Origin of the sequence: Rhodococcus sp. ACS1, assembly GCF_002300155.1 — a bacterium.
Lineage (GTDB): Bacteria > Actinomycetota > Actinomycetes > Mycobacteriales > Mycobacteriaceae > Rhodococcus_F > Rhodococcus_F koreensis.
This window is the reverse complement of sequence record NZ_NSDZ01000004.1, coordinates 1,793,866-1,814,391: the sequence shown is the minus strand read 5'-3', so window position 1 is coordinate 1,814,391 and position 20,526 is coordinate 1,793,866. Positions and strand designations below refer to the sequence as shown.

14 protein-coding genes are annotated in these 20,526 nt (G+C 68.4%); 6 read left to right on the top strand and 8 right to left on the bottom strand.

Annotated features, from left to right (window positions below; all coding sequences use genetic code 11):
- Positions 1–32 precede the first annotated feature (32 nt).
- The 4 genes from CJ179_RS20675 to CJ179_RS20660 all read right to left on the bottom strand — a co-directional run bounded on the left by CJ179_RS20675 (position 33) and on the right by CJ179_RS20660 (position 5,342).
- Positions 33–845 (bottom strand): IclR family transcriptional regulator, encoded by an 813-nt coding sequence (locus CJ179_RS20675; protein WP_095862637.1) that lies wholly within the window; start codon positions 843–845, stop codon positions 33–35.
- Between the two features lie 74 nt (positions 846–919).
- Positions 920–2,140: a M24 family metallopeptidase gene (locus CJ179_RS20670; RefSeq protein ID WP_072940359.1), complete on the bottom strand. Its 1,221-nt coding sequence runs from the start codon at positions 2,138–2,140 to the stop codon at positions 920–922.
- 64 nt (positions 2,141–2,204) lie between these two features.
- Positions 2,205–3,539, bottom strand: a complete 1,335-nt coding sequence (locus CJ179_RS20665) for an MFS transporter (RefSeq protein WP_072940358.1) — start codon at positions 3,537–3,539, stop codon at positions 2,205–2,207.
- A 297-nt stretch (positions 3,540–3,836) separates the two neighbouring features.
- Positions 3,837–5,342: a PucR family transcriptional regulator gene (locus CJ179_RS20660; protein ID WP_095862636.1), complete on the bottom strand. Its 1,506-nt coding sequence runs from the start codon at positions 5,340–5,342 to the stop codon at positions 3,837–3,839.
- A 108-nt stretch (positions 5,343–5,450) separates the two neighbouring features.
- On the opposite strand from CJ179_RS20660, the gene CJ179_RS20655 reads away from it, so the two are divergent.
- Together CJ179_RS20655 and CJ179_RS20650 are read left to right on the top strand one after the other, a co-directional pair.
- Positions 5,451–6,944, top strand: coding sequence for a cytosine permease (locus CJ179_RS20655; protein ID WP_095862635.1), 1,494 nt, complete (start codon positions 5,451–5,453; stop codon positions 6,942–6,944).
- A gap of 22 nt (positions 6,945–6,966) precedes the next feature.
- Positions 6,967–7,893: a polysaccharide deacetylase gene (locus tag CJ179_RS20650; protein WP_095862634.1), complete on the top strand. Its 927-nt coding sequence runs from the start codon at positions 6,967–6,969 to the stop codon at positions 7,891–7,893.
- Between the two features lie 7 nt (positions 7,894–7,900).
- Here CJ179_RS20650 and CJ179_RS20645 read toward each other — a convergent pair whose 3' ends face one another.
- Entirely contained in the window at positions 7,901–9,688 is a 1,788-nt protein-coding gene (locus tag CJ179_RS20645; RefSeq protein ID WP_095862633.1) for a TerD family protein, read from the bottom strand.
- Between the two features lie 302 nt (positions 9,689–9,990).
- Here CJ179_RS20645 and CJ179_RS20640 point away from each other — a divergent pair, with 302 nt between their 5' ends.
- The 4 genes from CJ179_RS20640 to CJ179_RS20625 all read left to right on the top strand — a co-directional run bounded on the left by CJ179_RS20640 (position 9,991) and on the right by CJ179_RS20625 (position 12,168).
- Positions 9,991–10,380 (top strand): excalibur calcium-binding domain-containing protein, encoded by a 390-nt coding sequence (locus CJ179_RS20640; RefSeq protein ID WP_095862632.1) that lies wholly within the window; start codon positions 9,991–9,993, stop codon positions 10,378–10,380.
- Positions 10,381–10,508: 128 nt separating this feature from the next.
- Positions 10,509–10,997, top strand: coding sequence for a pentapeptide repeat-containing protein (locus CJ179_RS20635; RefSeq protein WP_095862631.1), 489 nt, complete (start codon positions 10,509–10,511; stop codon positions 10,995–10,997).
- 130 nt (positions 10,998–11,127) lie between these two features.
- A complete protein-coding gene (locus CJ179_RS20630; RefSeq protein WP_095862630.1) occupies positions 11,128–11,619 on the top strand; it encodes a DUF4188 domain-containing protein in 492 nt (163 codons plus the stop codon).
- A gap of 18 nt (positions 11,620–11,637) precedes the next feature.
- Positions 11,638–12,168, top strand: a complete 531-nt coding sequence (locus CJ179_RS20625; protein ID WP_095862629.1) for a DoxX family membrane protein — start codon at positions 11,638–11,640, stop codon at positions 12,166–12,168.
- Here the strand turns inward: CJ179_RS20625 and recD are convergent.
- The 3 genes from recD to recC are packed head-to-tail and all read right to left on the bottom strand — an operon-like array spanning position 12,086 to position 20,516.
- Positions 12,086–13,954, bottom strand: coding sequence for an exodeoxyribonuclease V subunit alpha (recD, locus tag CJ179_RS20620; protein ID WP_095862628.1), 1,869 nt, complete (start codon positions 13,952–13,954; stop codon positions 12,086–12,088). The two genes, CJ179_RS20625 and recD, sit on opposite strands and share 83 nt — an antisense overlap.
- Complete coding sequence (locus tag CJ179_RS20615; RefSeq protein ID WP_257015656.1) at positions 13,951–17,253, bottom strand: UvrD-helicase domain-containing protein; 3,303 nt, start codon at positions 17,251–17,253, stop codon at positions 13,951–13,953. Before CJ179_RS20615 ends, recD begins: the two co-directional genes overlap by 4 nt.
- Positions 17,250–20,516 (bottom strand): exodeoxyribonuclease V subunit gamma, encoded by a 3,267-nt coding sequence (recC, locus tag CJ179_RS20610; protein ID WP_095862626.1) that lies wholly within the window; start codon positions 20,514–20,516, stop codon positions 17,250–17,252. The genes CJ179_RS20615 and recC overlap by 4 nt, the downstream gene beginning before the upstream one ends.
- Between the last annotated feature and the right edge of the window lie 10 nt (positions 20,517–20,526).

Below are 20,526 nucleotides of genomic sequence, written 5' to 3'. Positions count from 1 at the left end.
ATAGTCCGCGGGGACACCCGGAGATCGGGTCGTCAGTCGCGCGTCGCGGCAGGTGCACCGAGCCGCGCGGACACCGTGCGGGCCGACTCGGCGACGGTGCGGCCGAGCGAGTCGAGCATGGTGTGGGGAACCCGGAAACGGGGTGCGGACAGCATCACCGCGCCGACGAGGACGCCGCGGTGGTCGTGAACCGGCGCCGAGATGCCGACCTCCTCGATCGACGTCCGGCCGTCGTTGACGGCGTACCCGCGATCACGGATCTCGCCCAGTTCGTCGAGGTACTCGCTCACCGAGTCGCCGTCGTCGGGCCCCAGCAGCAGCCGCCGTTCGAACAGCCGCTCCACCTCGGCGCGCGGCATGTCGGACAGGAAGACCTGGATCGACGAACTCGCATACGTGTCGTATCGCGTGCCGACCGCGGCCGTGTGCTTGACCTGCTTGGGACTCGGAACCTGTTCGACGACGACGGATTCGTGGCCGTTCCACACCATCAGGGCACTCGTCTCCTCGGTCCGCCGCGTCAGGCCTTCGAGTTCGGGCAGCGCCACCCGCCGAACGTCGAGGTTCGCCAGCAACGGCCCGGCCAGGCCGATCACGCCGAGACCGAGCCGGTACCGCCCGGTCCCCTCCTCCCGTTCGACGTATCCCGCTTTCTCGAGGGTCGCGAGCATCCGGGACACACTGCTCTTGTGCAGATCGACCTTCCGCGCGATCTCGGTGACGCCGAGCACCGGTTCGGTGATCGAGAACGCCTCCAGAACGCGCAGCCCGTTGAGCAGAACCGACGGCGACGGCTTCGTGTCACCGTTCTGATCGCCGAGCTGATCGACGTCGTCCACACTCATGTCCGCTGCGCTCCTTCGACTCGGCTGGTACTTCTGCCGACCCTGCCACACCTGCGGCAGGGTCGGCGTACCGGTCAGACGCCGAGGATGTTGTGTTCGGGTCCGAACGGGAACCGGGTGATGTTCTCCGCGTCGTCCTCGCCGACGACCAGGATGTCGTGTTCGCGGTAGCCACCGGCACCAGGCATTCCCTCGGGAACCATGATCATCGGTTCCATCGACACGACCATGCCAGGTTCGAGGACGGTGTCGATGTCCTCGCGCAGCTCGAGGCCCGCCTCGCGCCCGTAGTAGTGCGAGAGCACGCCGAAGGAGTGCCCGTATCCGAACGTGCGGTTCGGCAGCAGACCCTCGGCCTCGTAGATCTCGTTCAGCTCGGCCGCGATGTCCTTGCAGACCGCGCCCGGCTTGATGAGCTCGAGGCCGCGGCGATGGACCTTGACGTTGACCTCCCACAGTCGCAGATGTTCCGCCGACGGCTCACCGTAGAACAGCGTGCGCTCGAGCGCCGTGTAGTAGCCGGCGATCATCGGAAAACAGTTCAGCGACAGGATGTCTCCGCGCTCGACGCGACGGCTGGTGGCCCAGTTGTGGGCACCGTCGGTGTTGACACCCGACTGGAACCACACCCACGTGTCGCGCAGTTCGGCGTGCGGGAAGGTGGCCGCGATCTCCCGGATCATCGCGTTCGACCCGGCAATCGCCACCTCGTACTCCGGGACGCCCTCCGTGACGGCGTCGCGGATCGCCTCGCCGCCGAGGTCGCCGATCCGGGCGCCGTGTTTGATCAGTTCGATCTCCTCGGGCGACTTCACCATGCGGTGCCGCATCGTGGCCTTGGCGACATCGGTGAACGTCATTCCCGGCAGGACCGCGGCGACGCGGGACCGCAGGTCTGGGGTGAGGTGGTCGTCCTCGACACCGAGCGTGCCGCGCGAGATACCCTGGTTCGCCAGCACCTGCTGCACTGCGTACTCGAAGTTGTCGCGTCGCCAGTCGGTGTAGACGACGTTCTCGCCGAACGTGCGCCGCCACGGCATGCCGGCGTCGATGTTGGCGGACACGGTGGTCGAGCTGTCCTGGGTGACGACGAGGGCGTAGGGGCGGCCGAACGCGGTGTAGAGGAAGTCGGAGTAGTAGTTGATGTTGTGGTAGCTGGTGAACAGCACGGCGCCGACCCCGTTGTCCGCCATGTGCTTACGCAGCGCGACGAGCCTGCGGTCCATTTCCACCGGGGAGAACGTGGGAACGACCTTCTCGCCGTTCGGGATGCTCTTGATGCGCTCCAAGTTCATGATGTTCCTTTCGAATTGCCGGCGGCATCGCGTGATGCCGCATTTCTGTGGGAGGTACGGGTGGTCAGACGTCGGCCAGGGGTCTACGGGAGGTTTCGCGGGCCATAAGCATCGAGCCCATCGCGACGAGGGCTGCGGCGACGAGATACCAGGCGGGCGCCAGTGGGCTGCCGGTGATCTCGATCAGTAGGGTGGCGACGAACGGCGCGGTGCCGCCGAACAGGGCATTGGCGGTGTTGAAGCTGAAGGCGAACCCGCTGTAGCGGACCTGGGTGGGGAAGATCTCGGACAGGAAGGTCGGGAGGGTGCCGTCGTTCATGGTGAGGAACGCGCACAGCACGATCTGGATGACGACGACACCCACGATCCCGACGGCCCCGAGCACGCTGAACAACGGGACGGTGAACACGGCGAAGCAGATCGACGCGCCTATGAGAACTCGCTTGCGGCCGAATCGATCCGAGAGCGCACCCATCCCGAAGATGAAGACGATGTAGCAGGCGAGGGCGATCGACGCGGCGACGAACGAGGCCGTGTGCCCGACGTTCAACACCTCCGACAGGTAGGTCGGCATGTAGCTGAGAATCAGGTAGAAGCCGACCGCGTTGAGGCACGTGACCCCGAACGCGATGACGATCGCACGTCGATGATGGGTGAACAGGATCGACAGCGGCGCGTTGGCCTCCACTTTCTGTTCCATTTCCTGGAACTTCGGGGTGTCCTCGAGCTTCAACCGGATGTAACGGCCGATCAGACCCATCGGCGCCGCGAGCAGGAACGGCAGCCGCCAGCCCCACCCGTTGATCTGTTCCGTCGAGAGCACCGCGGTGAGCAGTGCCGCGATCAGCGATCCGAACAGCAGTCCGGCGGCCGTGGACGCGGGCACGACACTGGTGAAGAGGCCGCGCTTGCGGTCCGGGGCGTATTCGGCGAGGAACGCCGAGGCGCCCGCGTACTCGCCGGCGGCCGAGAATCCCTGCACCATGCGGACGAGTAGCAGCAGGACCGGCGCGACGTACCCGATCTGATCGAAGCCGGGGATCAGGCCGATGCAGAACGTCGACGCCGACATGATGAGGATCGACAGCGACAGCGCGGTGCGGCGGCCGATCTTGTCCCCGAAGTGACCCCAGACCAGGCCGCCGATCGGGCGGATGACGAACGAGATAGCGAAGACGGCGAACGTGGCCAGCAGGCCCGTCGTGGGCGCGGCCTCGGGGAAGAAGACCACCGCGATAACCGTTGCGAGGTAACCGTATACGGCGTAGTCGAACCATTCGACGAAGTTGCCGACGAAGCTCGCAGCGACGACGCGCCGGAGCACTCGGGGCGAGGGGTTCACCGCGCCGGCCTCGTCCGTTTGCTGCGCAGCTGAGGGGGAATTGAGGTTTTGGGCCATGCCCACTCCTTCTCGGGGCGTCGGCGCCTGCCGACTGCGACGAATGGCATTTGTTGCTGTCAGTGCAACTGCAATTCGATTAGTGACGATATTGTGCGCACCGTCACATGTCAACGGATCACGTCGCCATTGCAATCGAATCGGGGTTGTCGAGGATGAATCGGACCTGAAACCGCAGTAAACGCGTCAAATCGGAGATCGAGCCACCTCCGTGCGCGATTCCCGGTGAAGTTCACGAGAATGCAACCCTGTTGCAACAGACGATCCGCTGCGTGGGTTCCGCAACCCCGCAGACTGTCAGTTCGAGTCGACCACACCACCGAGGTAGAGGCGCGTCGCGAGGTGCAGGGCAGCGAGCCGCGGCGAACCCGTCGGATCCTCGCCGAGCAGCGCGAAGATCTGCTCGAGCCGCTGGTACAGCGTCTGGCGCTGCACGTGCAGCCGGGCCGCCGCCTCGGTCTTGTTGCACCCGCACTGCAGGTAGACGTCCAACGTGTCGATCAGGCGGCGACCACGTTCCACACCCACCGCGAGCAGCGGCCCGAGAACTTCCCGGACGAACGCGGCCAGCAACGCAGGATCGTCGATCCGCCGGACCAGGCGTTCGAGAACGAGGTCCGCGGCGACCACCGCGGTGTCGGCGATGCCCAGATCGCCCGCGAGGTCGAGCACGAACCGCGCCTCCGCCAGCGTCCCGGGCAATCCGGTCAGACCGGTGACCACCGGCCCCACCGCCACCCGAGCCTGCTCCGCCCGGGACGTCGTGCGCAACGACGCGACCAGCGCAGCGCACGACCCGGACCGGTCGTCGGCCCGGACAACGACGATCGCGTGCAACTCGTCGCCGGCCACGGACGACACCGTTCCGGCCGAGTACCGATGCAGCGTCGCATCGACAGCGGCGAGAGCCACCGGACCGTCGACCGAACGGCCGACGACCCCGACGTACGACACCCCGTCGGCCAGCCCCGCCGCGCGGGCCGCCGCAACGAGACGCTCGGGCGCAGGATTCGGCTGGCCGGCGATCCGCAGCAACGCCTGCGCGGCGCGGACCGCGGCCGACGGCGGAAAGGATCGCAGGAGCGAGATCGCCAGCGCTGCCGGCGCTCGCTCGACGATCGCCTCCGCGGTGACGTGATCGGCCGGGTCGTCCGGAGACACCACGAGCGTCGCGACGCCGACACCTTGAACCGCCACCGGTACCGAGAACAGCCCCGAATCTGCAGCGGGAGCGGCGATCCCGTTCCCGAGGGCCGCGATCACGTCGCCGGCCGCGTCGAGCAGGGTTACGTCGCCGGGCAGGAGTCGCGCGAGCACCGCAAGCAACTCGTCGGGACCGCCACCGCGCGCCAGTTCCTCCGACAACGCGTGCGCGACGGCGTCACCACGACGCAGTCGCTGCACCGATTCGTTGACCAGCAGGCCGTTGATCGCCTCGGCCACCTCGACGAACGGCACGACCCCCCGCAACTCCACCACCGGCAACCCCGCCGCCGACGCCTCCTCGATCAGTTCTGCGGGGATCCGCGGCAGTTGCGTCCCGGTCTCGATGGCCACTCCGGCGACGCGGCGAGCCGACAATTCACGCACGTAACGCCGCAGTCGGTCCGGATCGGCGGACGCGAGCGCGAACCCTGCGGTCAGCAGCAGTTCGCCGCCGCGAAGAAGGTGCGCGATGTCGATGACTTCGCTCGAATGCACCCAGCGCACCGGTTGCGTCAGAAGCTGGGCGCCGACGCGAACGACGGGGCGTCCGGCAGCCAGGCTCGGGTGCGCGAGGACGTCGGCTAACGACAGCGACATGACATTCCGTTCGTTGACAACCCGATTTTATTGGCAAAGTGTAAATGGTGTGATGTGGGTCACGCACCGGAAGATGGGAAGCCCACATGGCCTCACAAAGGGAGTCCGATGGTCAAGAACATTCCCACCGACAGTCCTCACATCCACGACTTCGAAGAAGTACTGCAACCCATCCCCGAGGAAGCACGCACGACGCGTGTCTCCGGCCAGTTCTGGATCTGGGCGGGGGCGAATATCGCGCCCATCAACTGGGTTCTCGGCGCTCTCGGCATCGGTCTCGGACTCGGTCTCCGCGACACGCTCATCGTTCTTGTCGCCGGAAACATCGTCGGCATGGCACTTTTCGGCGTTTTCGTTCTCCTCGGCCAGCGTACCGGCGTCACCGGCATGGTGTTGTCGCGGGCGGCGTTCGGCCGGCGCGGCGCGTATCTGCCGGCCGCAATCCAGGCCTGCCTGGCGGTCGGGTGGTGCGCCGTGAACACCTGGATCGTCCTCGACCTGGTCATGGCACTGCTCGGCAAGTTGGACCTCGTCGACCCGCACGAGCGGAACCTGGCAGCGAAGGTCCTCGTCGGAGCGGTCATCATGACGATCCAGGTGACCATCGCATGGTTCGGGTACCGCGTCATCGCCGCATTCGAGCGCTGGACCGTTCCCCCGACGCTGGCGGTACTGGTTCTGATGTCCGTCGTCGCCTGGTTCCACCTCGACATCGACTGGTCGTATGCCGGGCCCACCGGTGAAGTCCTGCACGGCGGCGCCCGGATCGCGGCCATGTCGACGGTGATGACCGTGATCGGAATCGGCTGGGGAATCACGTGGTTCACCTACGCCTGCGACTACTCACGGTTCGTGAGCCGGACGGTGTCGCGGCGCAAGCTGTACCTGACCAGCACCCTCGGTCAGTTCGTTCCCGTGGTGTGGCTCGGAGTGCTCGGCGCGAGCCTCGCCACGACCAACGGTTCCGTGGATCCGGGTGAGCTGATCGTGTCGAACTTCGGCGCGCTGGCGCTGCCGGTGCTGTTCCTCGTCATTCACGGGCCGATCGCCACCAACATCCTCAACATCTACACGTTCTCGGTCGCCGCGCAGGCCCTCGACATCAAGGTGCACCGCCGGAAGCTGAACCTGCTGGTCGGCATGTTCGCCCTGGTCGTGGTCGTCTTCTTCATCTTCCAATCGAGCCTGGCCACCGTGCTGGAGACGTGGCTGGCGGCGATCGTGGCCTGGATTGCGAGCTGGGCAGGCATCATGCTCGTCCACTACTTCCGGGTCGAGAAACGACAGATCGACGCACGCCGGCTCTTCGACCCGATCGGATCTCGCCGACTGCCCGACGTCAACTGGACCACGATGGGATGCTTCGTCGCCGGAATCGCCGCGACGTGGCTGTTCATGTACGGCGCCACGAGCCTCACACAGGGCTTCGTGGCACGCGCCCTCGGCGGGCTCGACCTGTCCTGGCTGGCAGGTGGCGGAGTCGCCGCCGCCCTCTACGCAGTCCTCGGCCCCCGCGCGCACCGCCCTTACCGCATCACCGGTCAATCCCCGACACGATCGGCCGCGACCACCGACTCCCTCGACGTCCTCACCGGCAACTGACCCCCTAACACCAGGAGCACTCGTGAACAACGACTTCACATGGCCGCAGGGCCACACCGCAGCCGCCGCCTTCACTTTCGACGTCGATGCCGAATCCTGCGTCCTCGCCCACGATCCCACCTCGGCGAACCGAATGTCGCTGATGAGCCACCAGTCCTACGGGCCCCGCGTCGGCGTCCCCCGCATTCTGCGACTGCTCGAGCGCCAGGGCGTGCATGCGACGTTCTTCGTGCCGGGATTCACCGCCGAGTGTTATCCCGACACGGTTCGCGCCATCATCGACGGCGGCCACGAGGTCGGACACCACGGGTATCTGCACGAACCCATGAAGGGCCTCGACGCGGCCACCGAGGCACGCTACCTCGACCGGGGACTCGACGCGCTCGAAGAGGTCGCGGGCATCCGCCCCGTCGGCTATCGCGCACCCTGGTGGGAAATGAACTGGCACACACCCGAACTCCTCGCCGAACGAGGTTTCGTCTACGACTCCAGCCTGCTCGACGGCGACGAACCCTACCTGATGGCGACCAGCCCGGAATCGGGACGGACCCTGATCGAAATTCCCGTCGACTGGGCACTCGACGACTGGGAACAATACGCGTTCTACCCGGGTGTCACCGGCAGCGGCGTCATCGAAAGTCCCGCCAAGGTCCTCGAGATGTGGACCCTGGAAGCGGAGGCCCAGCACGCCGAAGGCGGGTGCTTCGTCCTCACGAACCACCCGTTCATCTCCGGACGGCCCTCCAAAGCAGCAGCACTGGAACGGCTCGTCGAGAACGTCAAGGCAATGGACGGAATGTGGGTGACCACCCTCGGCGAGATCGCGGCACACGCCCAGCGCGTCTGCACCGAACCCTTCACCCACACCCGATTCGAGATCCCCACCTTCCCCGACGTGCAAATCCGACGGACGCCCCCGGCCCGCGCCACACTCCGGTCCGAACGGTGAGGGATCCTCAATCGTCGACCATCACCCCGTACTCGGTGGCGAGCGTCGCGAGGTCGTATTCATACCCCTGACCCACCGCGCGGAGGCGCCACCGCCCGGCGCGTCGGTAGATCTCGGCGAAATGCATCGTCCGTTCGGTCGTGCCGGCGTCCAGTACGAACGGTGCGATTGTGTGGTCCGGAGCATCCACGGTCACCGAGATCGGACCTAGTTCGCCGAAAGTACGATCGCCTCCGATCGCCGCGGATACGGACACGCACTGGTAGTCGGAGTGCAGGGCAGTCAATTCGATCCGAACTCCCTGCTCGCTGCTGCCGTCGCAGGACAATTCCACAGTGCCGTCCGCGCTCGTCGGCGAGTTGTAGAAGAGGAAGTCCTCGTCGCAACCGACTCGGCCGTCTTCGCCGAGAAGAAGCGCAACCACATCCACGTCGAACGCGTCGCCCTCGACATGGGCGCGCCACGACGCGTTGACCGTCAGCGACGTCGTCTGCGGCGGCAGGTCGATCACCTCTCCGCGAGCGAGCAACGGCGCAACCCATTGTGGTCGGATCGGTTCGAGGGACGCCACCGCCTCGACTTGCGGCACCTCGTCGCGTGGTGCCGCCGGGTCGAGTGCGGTGTTCACATCGGTGGCGGTGAGCAGCGGCAGCTGACGTGCCGAGACTCGGTCCATGCGGGGATCGAGTTCGCCACCATCGAGAACGAGGACATCGGTGACTCCCGCGGAGAGATTGACCGACGGCTTGGCACCCAGCTGCACGATTCGGGAGCGCATCAGAACGGAGTCCGAATGCGAGCCACCGACGATGAGTACTCTCCTTCCGTGCCAGGGTTTCTCGGAGGCGACAGTTTCCGGAGGTCGATACTTCCGGCCTTCGGACGGTGTGGCGGCCGCCTTCGGCTCACCCGGCATCACATGTTGCAACATCTCGCCGAGTTGCGACTCGGTCAGGACCGGGATCCCGTCCGCCACGGCGCGCCGCGCCTTTGCACTCGACGAATGCGGATCGTTGCAGACGACGACACTCGTCTGGCGGCTGACCGAATTCATGACGTCCAGGCCGGCGGCTGCCAGCCGTGCGGCGAGCGCAAGACGGGGAACATCCGTACTGCCACTGATGACCAGTTTCATGCCCTGGACCAGTCCGGTCCCGGGGTCGAGTCGACCCGGATTCCGCCACGGAGACTCCACGCGCGGAATCCGATCCGGGTACACCGCCCGCCGATCGGCGCAGCCGACGACAGGCAGAGGCAGTCGGAGAGACTCTGCCAGCGAGGCGCTGTGCGCGAAGACCTCCGTCAGCACGAGGGCATCGTCGTAGGCGTCGTGTGCCCGGTTCTGACGAACCTTCCAGTGCGCAGCCAGAGTGGACAACTTGTGGTTGGGGACGTCGATCTCGAGGCGTCGCGACAGAGCAAGGGTGCAGAGCCGCTGCCGCGTCGGCATCGTCATCCCCGCCCGCCGTATCTCGGCATCGAGGAAGCCGTAATCGAACGACGCGTTGTGCGCGACCAGCGTCCGACCGTCGAGAAGCTCCAGCAGATCTTTCGCGACCTCTTCGAAGCGAGGTGCCCCCGCCAGACGCTGTGGCGTGAGATTGTGGATATGAACCGGCCCCGGGTCGCAGCCCGGGTTGAGCAGAGTCACCAATTCTCGCTCCACCGAACCGTCTTCACGCAATGCCAACGCCGCGACGCTGAGCACTCTGTGCGTGAACGAACGAAGACCGGAGGTCTCGACGTCTACGACAAGCCAGCGGTGCCCTGTCGGCAATCGCACCGGCCGGGTCATGGTCGAGGAGGCAGATGACAGCACAGAGCGACTATAGAGCGCGTTTCTCACCGTTCTGATCGACGACACGGATATCTCCGGCTCATATCGTGCTTGATCCGAACTTCTCGGTAGTTTTCTGTTCAAGTACAGGTCGAGGGTTGTGTCATTCGCGTGAATGACACAGAGGAACATTGCGCTTCAACGACTTTCGTAGTTCGTTACCCGTTGGCTACTATTCCCACTACACCGAATGAGTTGGCCGCCGTGGCATTTCTCGACCATTCCGCGGAAGCCCTGCCCCACCCCTGAACGAGGTAAATATGAAGGCTCGACGGCTAGTTCTCGGCATCCTCGGCTGTGCCGCCATATCGATGGCGGCCGCACCTTCCGCGCAGGCGGCGACAATCTTCGATCTCCTTCCCCCGGAGATCGCGTCCCTGATTCCGAGCGGATCGGCCGACGCCGTGAACCCACTCCTGCCGCCCGCACCCGCCGCTCCGGCAGCACCCGCTCCCGCACCGCAGGTCGCACCGGCTCCGCAGGCAGCCCCCGCGCCGCAGGTGGCTCCGGCACCGCAGGCCCCCGCACCGCGGGCGGGCTACAAGAACTGCACCGAGGCCCGCAACGCCGGCGCCGCTCCGATCTACCGCGGACAGGACGGCTACGCGTCGCACCTCGACCGCGACAACGACGGCATCGCCTGCGAGTAGCCGATCACCGACCGCTCCACCCGTCTACGCTTCAACGTGCCGGTGTCGCCGTTCCCCGTGCGGCGCAGGGCGGCCGGCACTAAGTTCGGCGATGACGGTTGAGGTTCTACGCGAGGGGGCGGTCCGGCATGGGCAGGACAATTTTCAGGGCGCTGGGCGCGGTCGCGCTGGCCGGAGGTGCCGCACTTTCTGCGGGCGCAGGCACGGCCGGGGCGGACGTTCTCACCGAGATCAACGGCTGCAGGATCGTGGCGAATCCGAGCCCCGAGGACCGCACGACCTGCCCGGGCGCCGATCTGAGTTCCGCGAACCTGGCGGGCCTGAACCTGAGCTTCGCCGACCTGGCGGGCGCGAACTTGAAGCGGGCGAATCTCACCGGCACCAACTTCGCGGCCGCGGATCTGTCGCACGCCGACCTGAGTGACGCGAACATCACCGGCACGAACTTCACGGACTCGCAGCGCAACGCGGTGATCCTGTACAGCACGGACATCGACCTCTTCGGCACGATCGTCGGGGACCTGAACATCACGACCGAACCCGAATGGTCCACCGACGCCCACGAGCGCGCGCTCGCCGCGGTCGTGCCGGTGACACCGCAGGTCCCGTTGCCGTAATCCACTCCGCACCATCCACCCGGGTCGCGCTCTGCGCGGTCCGGGTTTTCGTGTGCCCGCACCCTTGACATTGGATACTGACACTATCCATTATTAGATAGTTCCAATATCCAACCTTGGGAGGCGCCAGATGACGACGATCGAACCCACCCGTTCGACGCACCACTACGACGGCGAACTGGTGGTCTTCCTGATCGGGATGACCATCAACCGGCCGTGGCGGCCCGACCTGTGGTTGCCCACTCTCGTCGCGATGCCGAAGATGCTGCGCGAACTCTCGGAGGACCCCGATTCGGGTCTGCTGGGTTACCGCCTGACATTCGAGGGGCGCGGACCGACGGTGATTCAGTACTGGAACTCCGTCGACAAGTTGTACGCCTACGCCAGTGACAGTCAGGCGAAGCACCGCCCGGCCTGGGCCGCGTTCAACCGGCGGGCCCGCAAGGCGCCCGGTGCCGTCGGCGTCTGGCACGAGACCTATCCGGTGGACCGCGCCGAGTCGATCTACGTCGGCACACCGGTGATGGGCCTGGCCCGGGCCACCACCCGTGTGCCCGTCGCACGGAAGTTCAGCGCCGCCCGCGACCGGCTGTCGCGCAGCGGTCACACCCACGAACACTGATCGATTCAGGAGACTGGCATGGAACCCTTGATCGCCCTCGTCACCGTCACTCTGGCACTGCTCGCCGCGGGCGCGGCCGGCGTGCGCCGGTTCCGGCCGTGGCCTGTCGCCCTGCGGGGTGGGCTCGCGGCCATGTTCACACTGACCGGGATGGCCCACTTCTTCGGACTGCGGGCGGAACTCGTCGCCATGGTTCCGCCGTCCCTGCCGAACCCGGGCCTGCTGGTGACCCTGACCGGTCTGCTCGAACTGGCCGGCGCCGCGGGACTGCTGATCCGGCGCACCGCGCCGTGGGCAGCCGGGTGCCTCACCGCCCTGCTGATCCTGATGTTCCCGGCGAACGTGTACGCCGCCGCGGAAGGACTGTCGACGGGACCGTTCGAAGCGCTGATCCCCCGCACACTTCTGCAGGTCGTGTTCCTGTCGGCGACGCTCGCCGTCGTGATCTCGTCCGTGCGGGGCCGGGCTACGGAATCGCTCTCCGCAGCCCACTCGCTCGCAGCACCCGGCGCTGCACTCCCGCCCGCACCGCATCCTCGGTCCCGATGATCCGCACGTGCTTTCGCGCACGGGTGATCGCGGTGTACAGCAATTCGCGGGTCAGCAGCGACGACGCCGCGCCGGGCAGCACCACGGTCACGGTGTCGTACTGGCTGCCCTGGCTGCGGTGAATCGTCATCGCGTACACCGTCTGCACCGCGGACAGATGCGTCGGATGCAACAGGAACGGTTCGCTGCCCCGAACGAATGCGGCGAACAGCTCATCGTCGTCCCGACGCACGATCACCCCGGTGTCGCCGTTGTAGATCTTCGTTTCGTGATCATTGGCGGTCACCATCAGCGGCTGGCCCGGATACCAGCGATCCGGGTCCAGTCGCTGCCCCGTCGACTCCCCGATCCACTCCATCGCCTGCCGCGCCCACCGCTGCACGCCGTACGGACCTTCCCGGTGCGCGCACAACAGCCGGTGTTTCTCCGAATGCTGCAGTGCAGCAATGACATCGCCGGATTCCGCGGACCCCGTGACCGCGGCAGCCGTCGCCACCACGTCCGTCCGCAGTGCGTCCAGATCTTCGGGACCATGGAACGACACCTCCGGGGCACCGCGCGACAGGATCTCCACGACCTCGTCCGGCTCGCCATCCCGCACCGCGACGGCAAGCTGGGCAATAGCGCCGCCGAAGCGCCGCCCGCGGCTGAGCCGGACCACTCCGCCCCGCAACCTGTCCCGTTCGCCCGCACTCAGGGCGGCTTCGAGTGGATCGTCGGCGGCGTCGAGGTCGTCGCCGACGATCCTGGCGAGCACCGGATTCTCGGTGCCCGACACCGGCCGGGCGACGAGATCGGCCAGGACCGCGCCCGCGTCGACGGACGTCAGCTGATCCGGGTCCCCGACGAGCACCAACTGTGTGTCCGGGCGGACGGCCTCGAGGAGCCGGCACATCATCGTCAGCGACACCATCGACGTCTCGTCGACCACGATCACGTCGTAGGGCAGGTGGTTGTTCGCGTTGTAACGGAAGCGGCTGCCGCGTCCACGCTGCCAGCCCAGCAGCCGATGCAGCGTCATCGCTTTCAGTTCGCGCGGCAATCCGAGTGCGTCGGCCTGCTCGCGCACCGATTCCTGCAACCGCGCCGCGGCCTTCCCGGTGGGTGCGGCGAGCGCGATACGCCGTCCCGGCCCGGGCTGCCTGGTCAGCAACGCCAGCACCCGGGCGACGGTGTGGGTCTTGCCCGTTCCGGGTCCGCCGACCACCACCGACGTCCATTGCGTGGCCGCGACCGCGGCCGCGATCCGTTGCCGATCCGGCGACGGAGCCGGCGCCGTGTCGTCGTGCTGGTCGCGGAACAACGCGTCCAGCCCGTCCCGCAGCGACTGCTCGTCGACGACGGGATACCCAACGGCGCGCTGGTCGAGAACCCGCCGCATGGTCGCCTCCTGCCGGAAGTACCGGTCGAGGTAGAGCAGCCCGCCCTCGGCCGTGTCGACGAGCCGCAGCGGTCGGAGCGGTCCCGCGGGACCACCCGTGACCAGCGGGCTCCGGCGCAGTGCCGCGACGACGGTGTCGTCGTCCGGCCAGGGCAGGGCGTCGAGATCGACCTCGGATTCCTCGTCGACGGTGACTTCCCGGAACCGCGTCAGGTCCAGGCACACCGAACCGGACCGGACCGCACGCACCGCCAGCGCCGTCGCCAGCACGACGTCTTCCGAGGATTCGCCGCCGAGCGCCGACAACCGCAGCGCGACGTGCACGTCCGCGGCGGCCAGGACCCCGGCCTCGTTGAAGATCCGCAGCATGCCCTTGCCGCGCTGCGCCACCTGCACCTCGGTCATCGCGCCGCCTCCGGCGTGGAGGCCGACCCGGACAGCAGGTCGGACAGCTCGGTGATCAGCGCGGCGGGCGGTGCCCAGTCGAAGACTCCGCAGCCCGGTGGCGTGCCGGGCCCGACCATCCCGCGGACGAACAGGTACTGCACACCGCCGAGGTGCACCGCCGGATCGTAGTTCGGCTGCCGCCAGCGCAGGTAGCGATGCAGCGCAACGGAATACAGCAGGGCCTGCAGTGGATAGTGCGCCCGCAGCATTTCCGCGGCCATCCTCTCGCGGGTGTAGTGCGCGGTGGTCAGGTCGCCCTGCGCGAGACGGTTGGTCTTGTAGTCGACCACGACGTACCGCGGTCCGGGCAGTCGCAGCACCGCGTCGATGCTGCCGGTGAGGTATCCGCGCAGCGGTGTCGGTTCGAGTGTCTGCACGGCGTCGGCGTACGACCGCAGCGAATCGTCGTCGGGAAGGTGGGTGCGCAGCAGTCTGCCGACGCCGTCGAGCATCACGGTGAGCGAGGGCGTGTCGCCGCCGGCGAGGGGCAGTTCGAAGTCGAGTTCCGCCAGCAGGTCTGCGGGTGCCAGGTCGGCGAGTGCCCCTGCGCCGAGCGGAGTACGCAGCACCGGTACCAGTGCCGCGGCGAGCTGGGCCGGATCGACGTCCGACAGGGTCGACGCGATCACGTCGCGGCAGCATCGCAGGACTTCGTCGTCCAGATCGGGTGCCGCGGTGTCGACGATCTCGAAGACGGCGTGGACAAGCGTGCCGAATGTCGCGCCGCCCGGCAGTTCGTTCATCGTCGACGGCAATCCCGCGGTGACGTCGTCCGGCGCGTGCAGCGGCGGCTCGTCCGGCTCGTCCGTCTTCTCCTCGACCTCCGCTTCACTGCCGACGGCAGGCGCGTCGTGTGCGGACGCCGTCAGCGCCGAATACGACGTGCGACGCCACCGCGTGTCCAGCAGCCGACGGAAGCGCGCGGCCTCGAGGTCTCCGCTGACCTCACGCTGCGGTGTCCAGCCGACGCGCGGGATGGGTTCGGAACCCACCGCCTCGACGGTCACCGTCTCCGGCGCCGCCGTGCCCCAGTCGGACAACCGTTCCGCGACAATAGGATCCTCGGGGACGGTGACCTTCTGCGGGACGTCCCGCTGCCCGGACTGCCGACCCAGGATCATCCGGTGCAGCGGCGCGCCTGCCGTGGTGAACGCCGGCGCCCACCACATCACGAGCCCGCACATCGCCCGGGTGACCGCGACGTACAGCAGCCGCAACTCCTCCCCCGCCTCTTCGGCGTCGTGCCGGTTCCTGCGGTCGGCGTAGCCGGGGCTGCCCGGGCCGCCGACGTCGAGGACGCGGCGCCCGTTGTCGTCGTGCAGAAGCAGTTTGCTCGGTTTCGAGATCGTGGCGGCGTCCCACGCGTACGGCAGGTAGACGAGCGGGAATTCGAGGCCTTTGCTGGCGTGGACGGTCGCGATCTGCACCGCCGCGGCGTCGCTGTCGAGCCGTCGGCTGCGGTCCACCCCGCCCGAGGTCGGATCCTTCATGCGTTCGGTGAGCCAGCGGGTGACCGCCGTCAGGCCGAGCGACTGCTCGACGGCGGCACCGTTGAGCAACTGCGCCACGTGCCGCAGATCGGTCAGCGCCCGCTCGCCCACCGCCAGCCGGAGCAGTCTCGCCTCCAGCGCGCCGACCGCGGACAATCGTTCGAACAGCGCCGCGAAACCGGACTGCGCGAACACCGAGCCGAGCTCCCTCAGCTGACCGCCGACCTCCGCGACGATGTCGTCGCCGCGGGCGTCGAGTTCCTCGGCCGTGTGGCCGAGCAGTGGGGTGAGCGCGGCCAGCCGCACCCGGTCGGCGCGGTGCGGCTGCTCGATGGCCTGCAGGATCCAGAGCCAGTGCTGCGCAGCGGGAGTGGTGAAGACGCTGGCCCCGCCGGCGAGGACGGACGGCACCCCGGCGCGGTCGAGGGCGTCGTGGACCAGGGTGATCTGGGCGTTGGTGCGCACCAGGACCGCGATGTCGCCGGGCTCGACGAGTCGGACGCTCCCCCCCACGTCGAGTGTCGCGCCGCCGTCGAGGAGGGCCACGACGTCGGCGGCGAGGTCTGCGGCGATCCTCTTCCGGAGCGGCCCCACCGCCGGATATCCCGACTTGTTGATCGGCCCGGCGCCGGTCCGCGGCAGGTATCGCAGTCGCAGTGGCACAGAGCCCGTCAGGCGCGACTTCGGCCTCGCACCGTCGACGCGGTGCACCACGATCTCAGGATGCCCGAGTGCGGCGCCGCCGTGCAGATAGTCGAGGCCGTCGAGGAGTTCCTGATCGCTTCGCCAGTTGGTGGTCAATTCCTGGTGCCGGTCGGCGGAGCGCACCGCGTCCAGGTAGCTGAGCACCTCGGCGCCGCGGAACGCGTAGATCGCCTGCTTCGGGTCGCCGACGAGCACCAGCGTTCCGCTGTCGTGGAACGTTCGGCGCAGGATGTCCCATTGCAGGGGGTCGGTGTCCTGGAACTCGTCGACGAGCACGACGCTGTAGCGTTCGCGGACCCGCCTGCAGGCCGCCGCACCGTGCTCGGGATCGCTGAGGACGCGGTGGAGGAGCATGGGCAGATCGTCGAAGTCCCGCAGCCCCACCGCGCGTTTGCGGCGCTCGACTTCGGCGCGGACCGCCTCGGCGAGCGCGACCCGATCTCCGGCCGGGGTGCCCCGCGCATCCTCCGGGGCGAGCACGGCCTGCGGGTCGAAGATGGCGGCGCGGGCAGCGGTGGTGGCCTCCGCGGGTGTGAAGGGCGCGGAGTCGGCACGACCGTACGCCCGGAGGTACAGGTCGGCGATCACCTCCGTCGTGAGGTCGTCGGCGGCCTCGACGAGCACCGTGTCGGGGTCGCGTTCGCCCGCGATCCCGAGGCCGTCGAGCATGCGCTGGCAGAAGCTGTGGGTGGTGACGATGGTGGCGGCGTCGAAATCCGACAGTGCCTGCAGCAGGCGCCTGCGCCGGAGCGTCACCTCGTCGGCTTCGGCCTCGGCGAGGTGCCGGATCACGTGGTCCGCGCTCAGCCGCGCGGTCGCGGGGTCGGCCAATGCGGCTGCGGCGGAACCGAATCGCTCACGGGTGCGTTGCCGCAATTCCTGCGTCGCCGCGCGGCTGAACGTCACCAGCAACAACTGCGACAAGTCGACACCGCCCTCGGCGACGAAGCGGGCGGCCAGCCCGACGATCGCGTACGTCTTGCCGGTACCGGCGCTCGCCTCGAGCACCGTCGTGCCCTCCGGCAGCGGACCGAGCAGGTCGAAGCCTCGCGCGCCGGTCACGGCTGCGCCACCGTCTCCGCAGCGAGCAGTGGCGCCCACAGTTGCCGGGCGTAGTTCTCGATCGTCACCGCGTCGCCGAGGACGTCGATGCCGGGCGAAGCCCCGTACACGTACGTGATGTGGCGGTCGCGTGCGTCACCGAAATCACTGCTCCATTCCTTCCGGGCCGCCTCGATCGCGTCCTCCATGCTGCTGCCGCCGAACCGTCGCTCGGCGTAGGCAGCCGACGCGCCCGTGGCGATCGGCAACGGCGCGTGCAACCCGAGATCGCGCAGTTCGACCAGTCGCACGAGTTCCTCCAGCGCGTTCTCCGGCGCCGTCAGAGTCGAGCGCCACGCCGGGCGGCTGTACGAGCCGCGGCCGGTCGTCACGGCCGTCCAGTCGGTGTCGCCGTCGCGGTCGGAGGCCGCGACCGCCAGCAACTGGGCCCACGCGGTGAGGCGGTGTTTCGGACCCAGCCTCGAATACGTGGTGCTCGCGATCACCGATCCGTGCACACCCCCCACGGTGCCGGTGAGGCGCCGTCCGTTGCCGAGATCGACGTCGACGTCGACGGTCTCCGCGCGTCCGACGTGTACGGACCCGCTGACCGCGACGAGCGATTCGACCGCGTGCTCGATGTCGCCGAGCACCGCCTCCCCCAACTTGAACGGCGGCAACGTGCCCCGGCGCCACTCGGCGGCGCGGAAGTCGGCCGGTTCGGTTCCCGACAGGCGCGCGACGAGCATCCTCTGGCCGAGGTCCCAGCGGGCGAGCGGATCGGGCGCCACGTCCAATGCGTCGGCGAGGTCCTCGTCCACGTCGGGGACCCGCAACCCGAGCCGTTGCCGCAGGAACGCCTGCGTCGGGTGCACCAGGAACGCGACGAGTTCCGCGAGATCGACGTCCCCCGGCGTCGGCGGCACCAGCGGCGACCGCAGGAACGCGGGTTCCGGTTCGGGTGGGTGCTGCGCGGCGCGGGCACCGGCCAGCGCCGCCCGGTCGAAACTGAACGGACGCTCGGGCCGGAAGTTGCGGGCGTCGAACGGCTGCAACGGATGCCGGGTCACGATGCCGGGGAGGGCATCGCTCCCGACGGTGGCCGCGACCGCGTCGAGCAGTTCGGACAGCGGGATCGCAGGAGGCCGGGACATGCCGGTGACGGGGTCGGCGCCCGTGTAGAACAGCAGGAGCTTCTCACTGGCGGACATGACGGCGTCGAGCAGCAACTGCCGGTCCTCGCTGCGCGGATCACGTTCGCCGAGAAGAGGATTTCGGGCCAGCACGTCGTCTCCGTCCACACTCACGCCCCGCGGGAACACCTCGTCGTCGAGCCCCAGGAGGACGACGACGCGGTGCGGCACCGAGCGCATCGGCACCATCGTGCACACCGTCAGCTCCCCGGTGCGGAAATTCGCGCGGGTGGGTCGTCCCGCGAGCCGGGTGGCGAGCATGGCGCGCACGTCCGACAGTCGCAGGACCGTGTCGCCGCCGTGCTCCGTCGCCGCCCCCAGTTCCCTTCCGGCCTGCGCCAGTTGCCACGTGTCGGCGGCGCCGACGTCGACGAGCAGGTCCAGCGCCCGGGTGAGCGCGCTCGACCAGTCCGCGACCGACTGCGGCCCGGCGAGCCCGCGCAGCGCGACGTCGAGGCGGTCGACGAACTCGGCCAGCCTCCCGGTGAGGTCGATGTCGTTGCTGTCGACGTCGTCGAGCGGAAGAGCCAGGGCGAGCCATTCGCCCGCGGACTCGTCTGCCGCGGCGCCGAGCAGGATGCGGTCGAGTGCGGTGGTGAACGTGTTCTGAGGGAAGTCACCGAGACCGAACGCCGCGCGCTGTCGCGGCCCGATTCCCCAGCGGGCACCCGTCGCGGACACCCACTCCCGGATCCGTTCGAGGTCGTCGTCGCCGAACCGGAACCGCCTGCGCACCGGGGCGGCCGCCGACAGGTCGAGAATCTGACTCGCCGTCACCCTCGCGTCGGCGAGTTCGAGGAGGCCGGACACCACGGCGAGCACCGGGTTGGTCTGGTGCAGGGCCCGATCAGCGAGGCGGACCCGCAGACGGTGACCGGGGTGCCCGAGCACGTCCTGCCCGAACGCGGCCCGGATCAGCGGCGCGTACGACTCGACGTCGGGGCACATGACGAGCACGTCACGCGGTTCGAGAGTCGGATCGTCCTCGAAGAGATGCAGGAGGCATTCGCGCAGGACCTCCACCTGACGGGCAGGCCCGTGGCACGCGTGGACCTGCACGGACGCGTCGGCGGTGCACTCGGCGAGCGCCGGCGCCCGGTCGTCCCGGACATCCGCCTGCAGGCACCCCAGCAGAGAGTCCGACGGCGGGGGTCCCGCGTGGTGGAGGTCCTCGACGTCGAGGCGGGTCAGTCTCGACTCGAGTTCGCGGACGTCCCGCGCCAGGCTCGACAGCAGCGGGTGGGCGACGGACAGGGCGGTGTGGTCGTCGGCGCGCGCGAGGACGCCGTCCGCCGTCGACAACGACGACCACAACGCGGGACTCGGATGCGGAAGCCACAGGTGCACATCACGATTGACGGAAAGGGCGGCGAGAACGGCGATCTGATCGGTCGCGAGGCGGGTCGGGCCGAACAGCGACAGCCTGCCGGGCAGTTCGACGCGGCCCGGTTCCTCACGCAACCGGGCGCACGCGGAGTCGAGGCGCTCGGCGGGCGCGGGGCCGCCGATCCTCGCACGCAGCCGCCGCCACAATTCGGCTTGCCAGAGCAGGTCGTCGTCGAGTGGGCCGCTCGCACCGTCGGTGTCCCGGCCTGCCGCCCAGTCGACCAGCATCGCCGGCCGCTGCGCGGCGTAACTGCGGAACAGTTCGGTCAGGTGCGAGGCGGTGGCGTAGCGCCTGCCGGGCCGGTGATCGTCCGGGTCGCCGTCGGGGCGGCCGTGCCCGAGGTGTTTCGCGAGGACGGCGCACCAGGGCTCGCCGAGGCAGTCGTCGACGACACGGAGCAGCGCCCACAGCACCCGGGACGAATGCCACGGGTCGTCGTCGGCGGACACTCCGGTGGCGGCGGCGAGGCACTCGTCCACGAGCCGGGCGGGTGACGGGAAGTCGATGTTCGCGGCCACCCCGTCGCCGACGCCGGGCCGGGCACCGAGCGCGGTCGAGAGTCGCTGGGTGAGCCAGCGCTCCACACCCTTCGCCGGGACGGCGACGACCTCACGGGCGAACGGATCGGACAGCGGGGTCGCGAGCACGTCGCCGAGAGCCGACGCGAGAGTGGTGGAACGCTCGGCGCGATGCAGTACGAGCACGTGGCCTCCC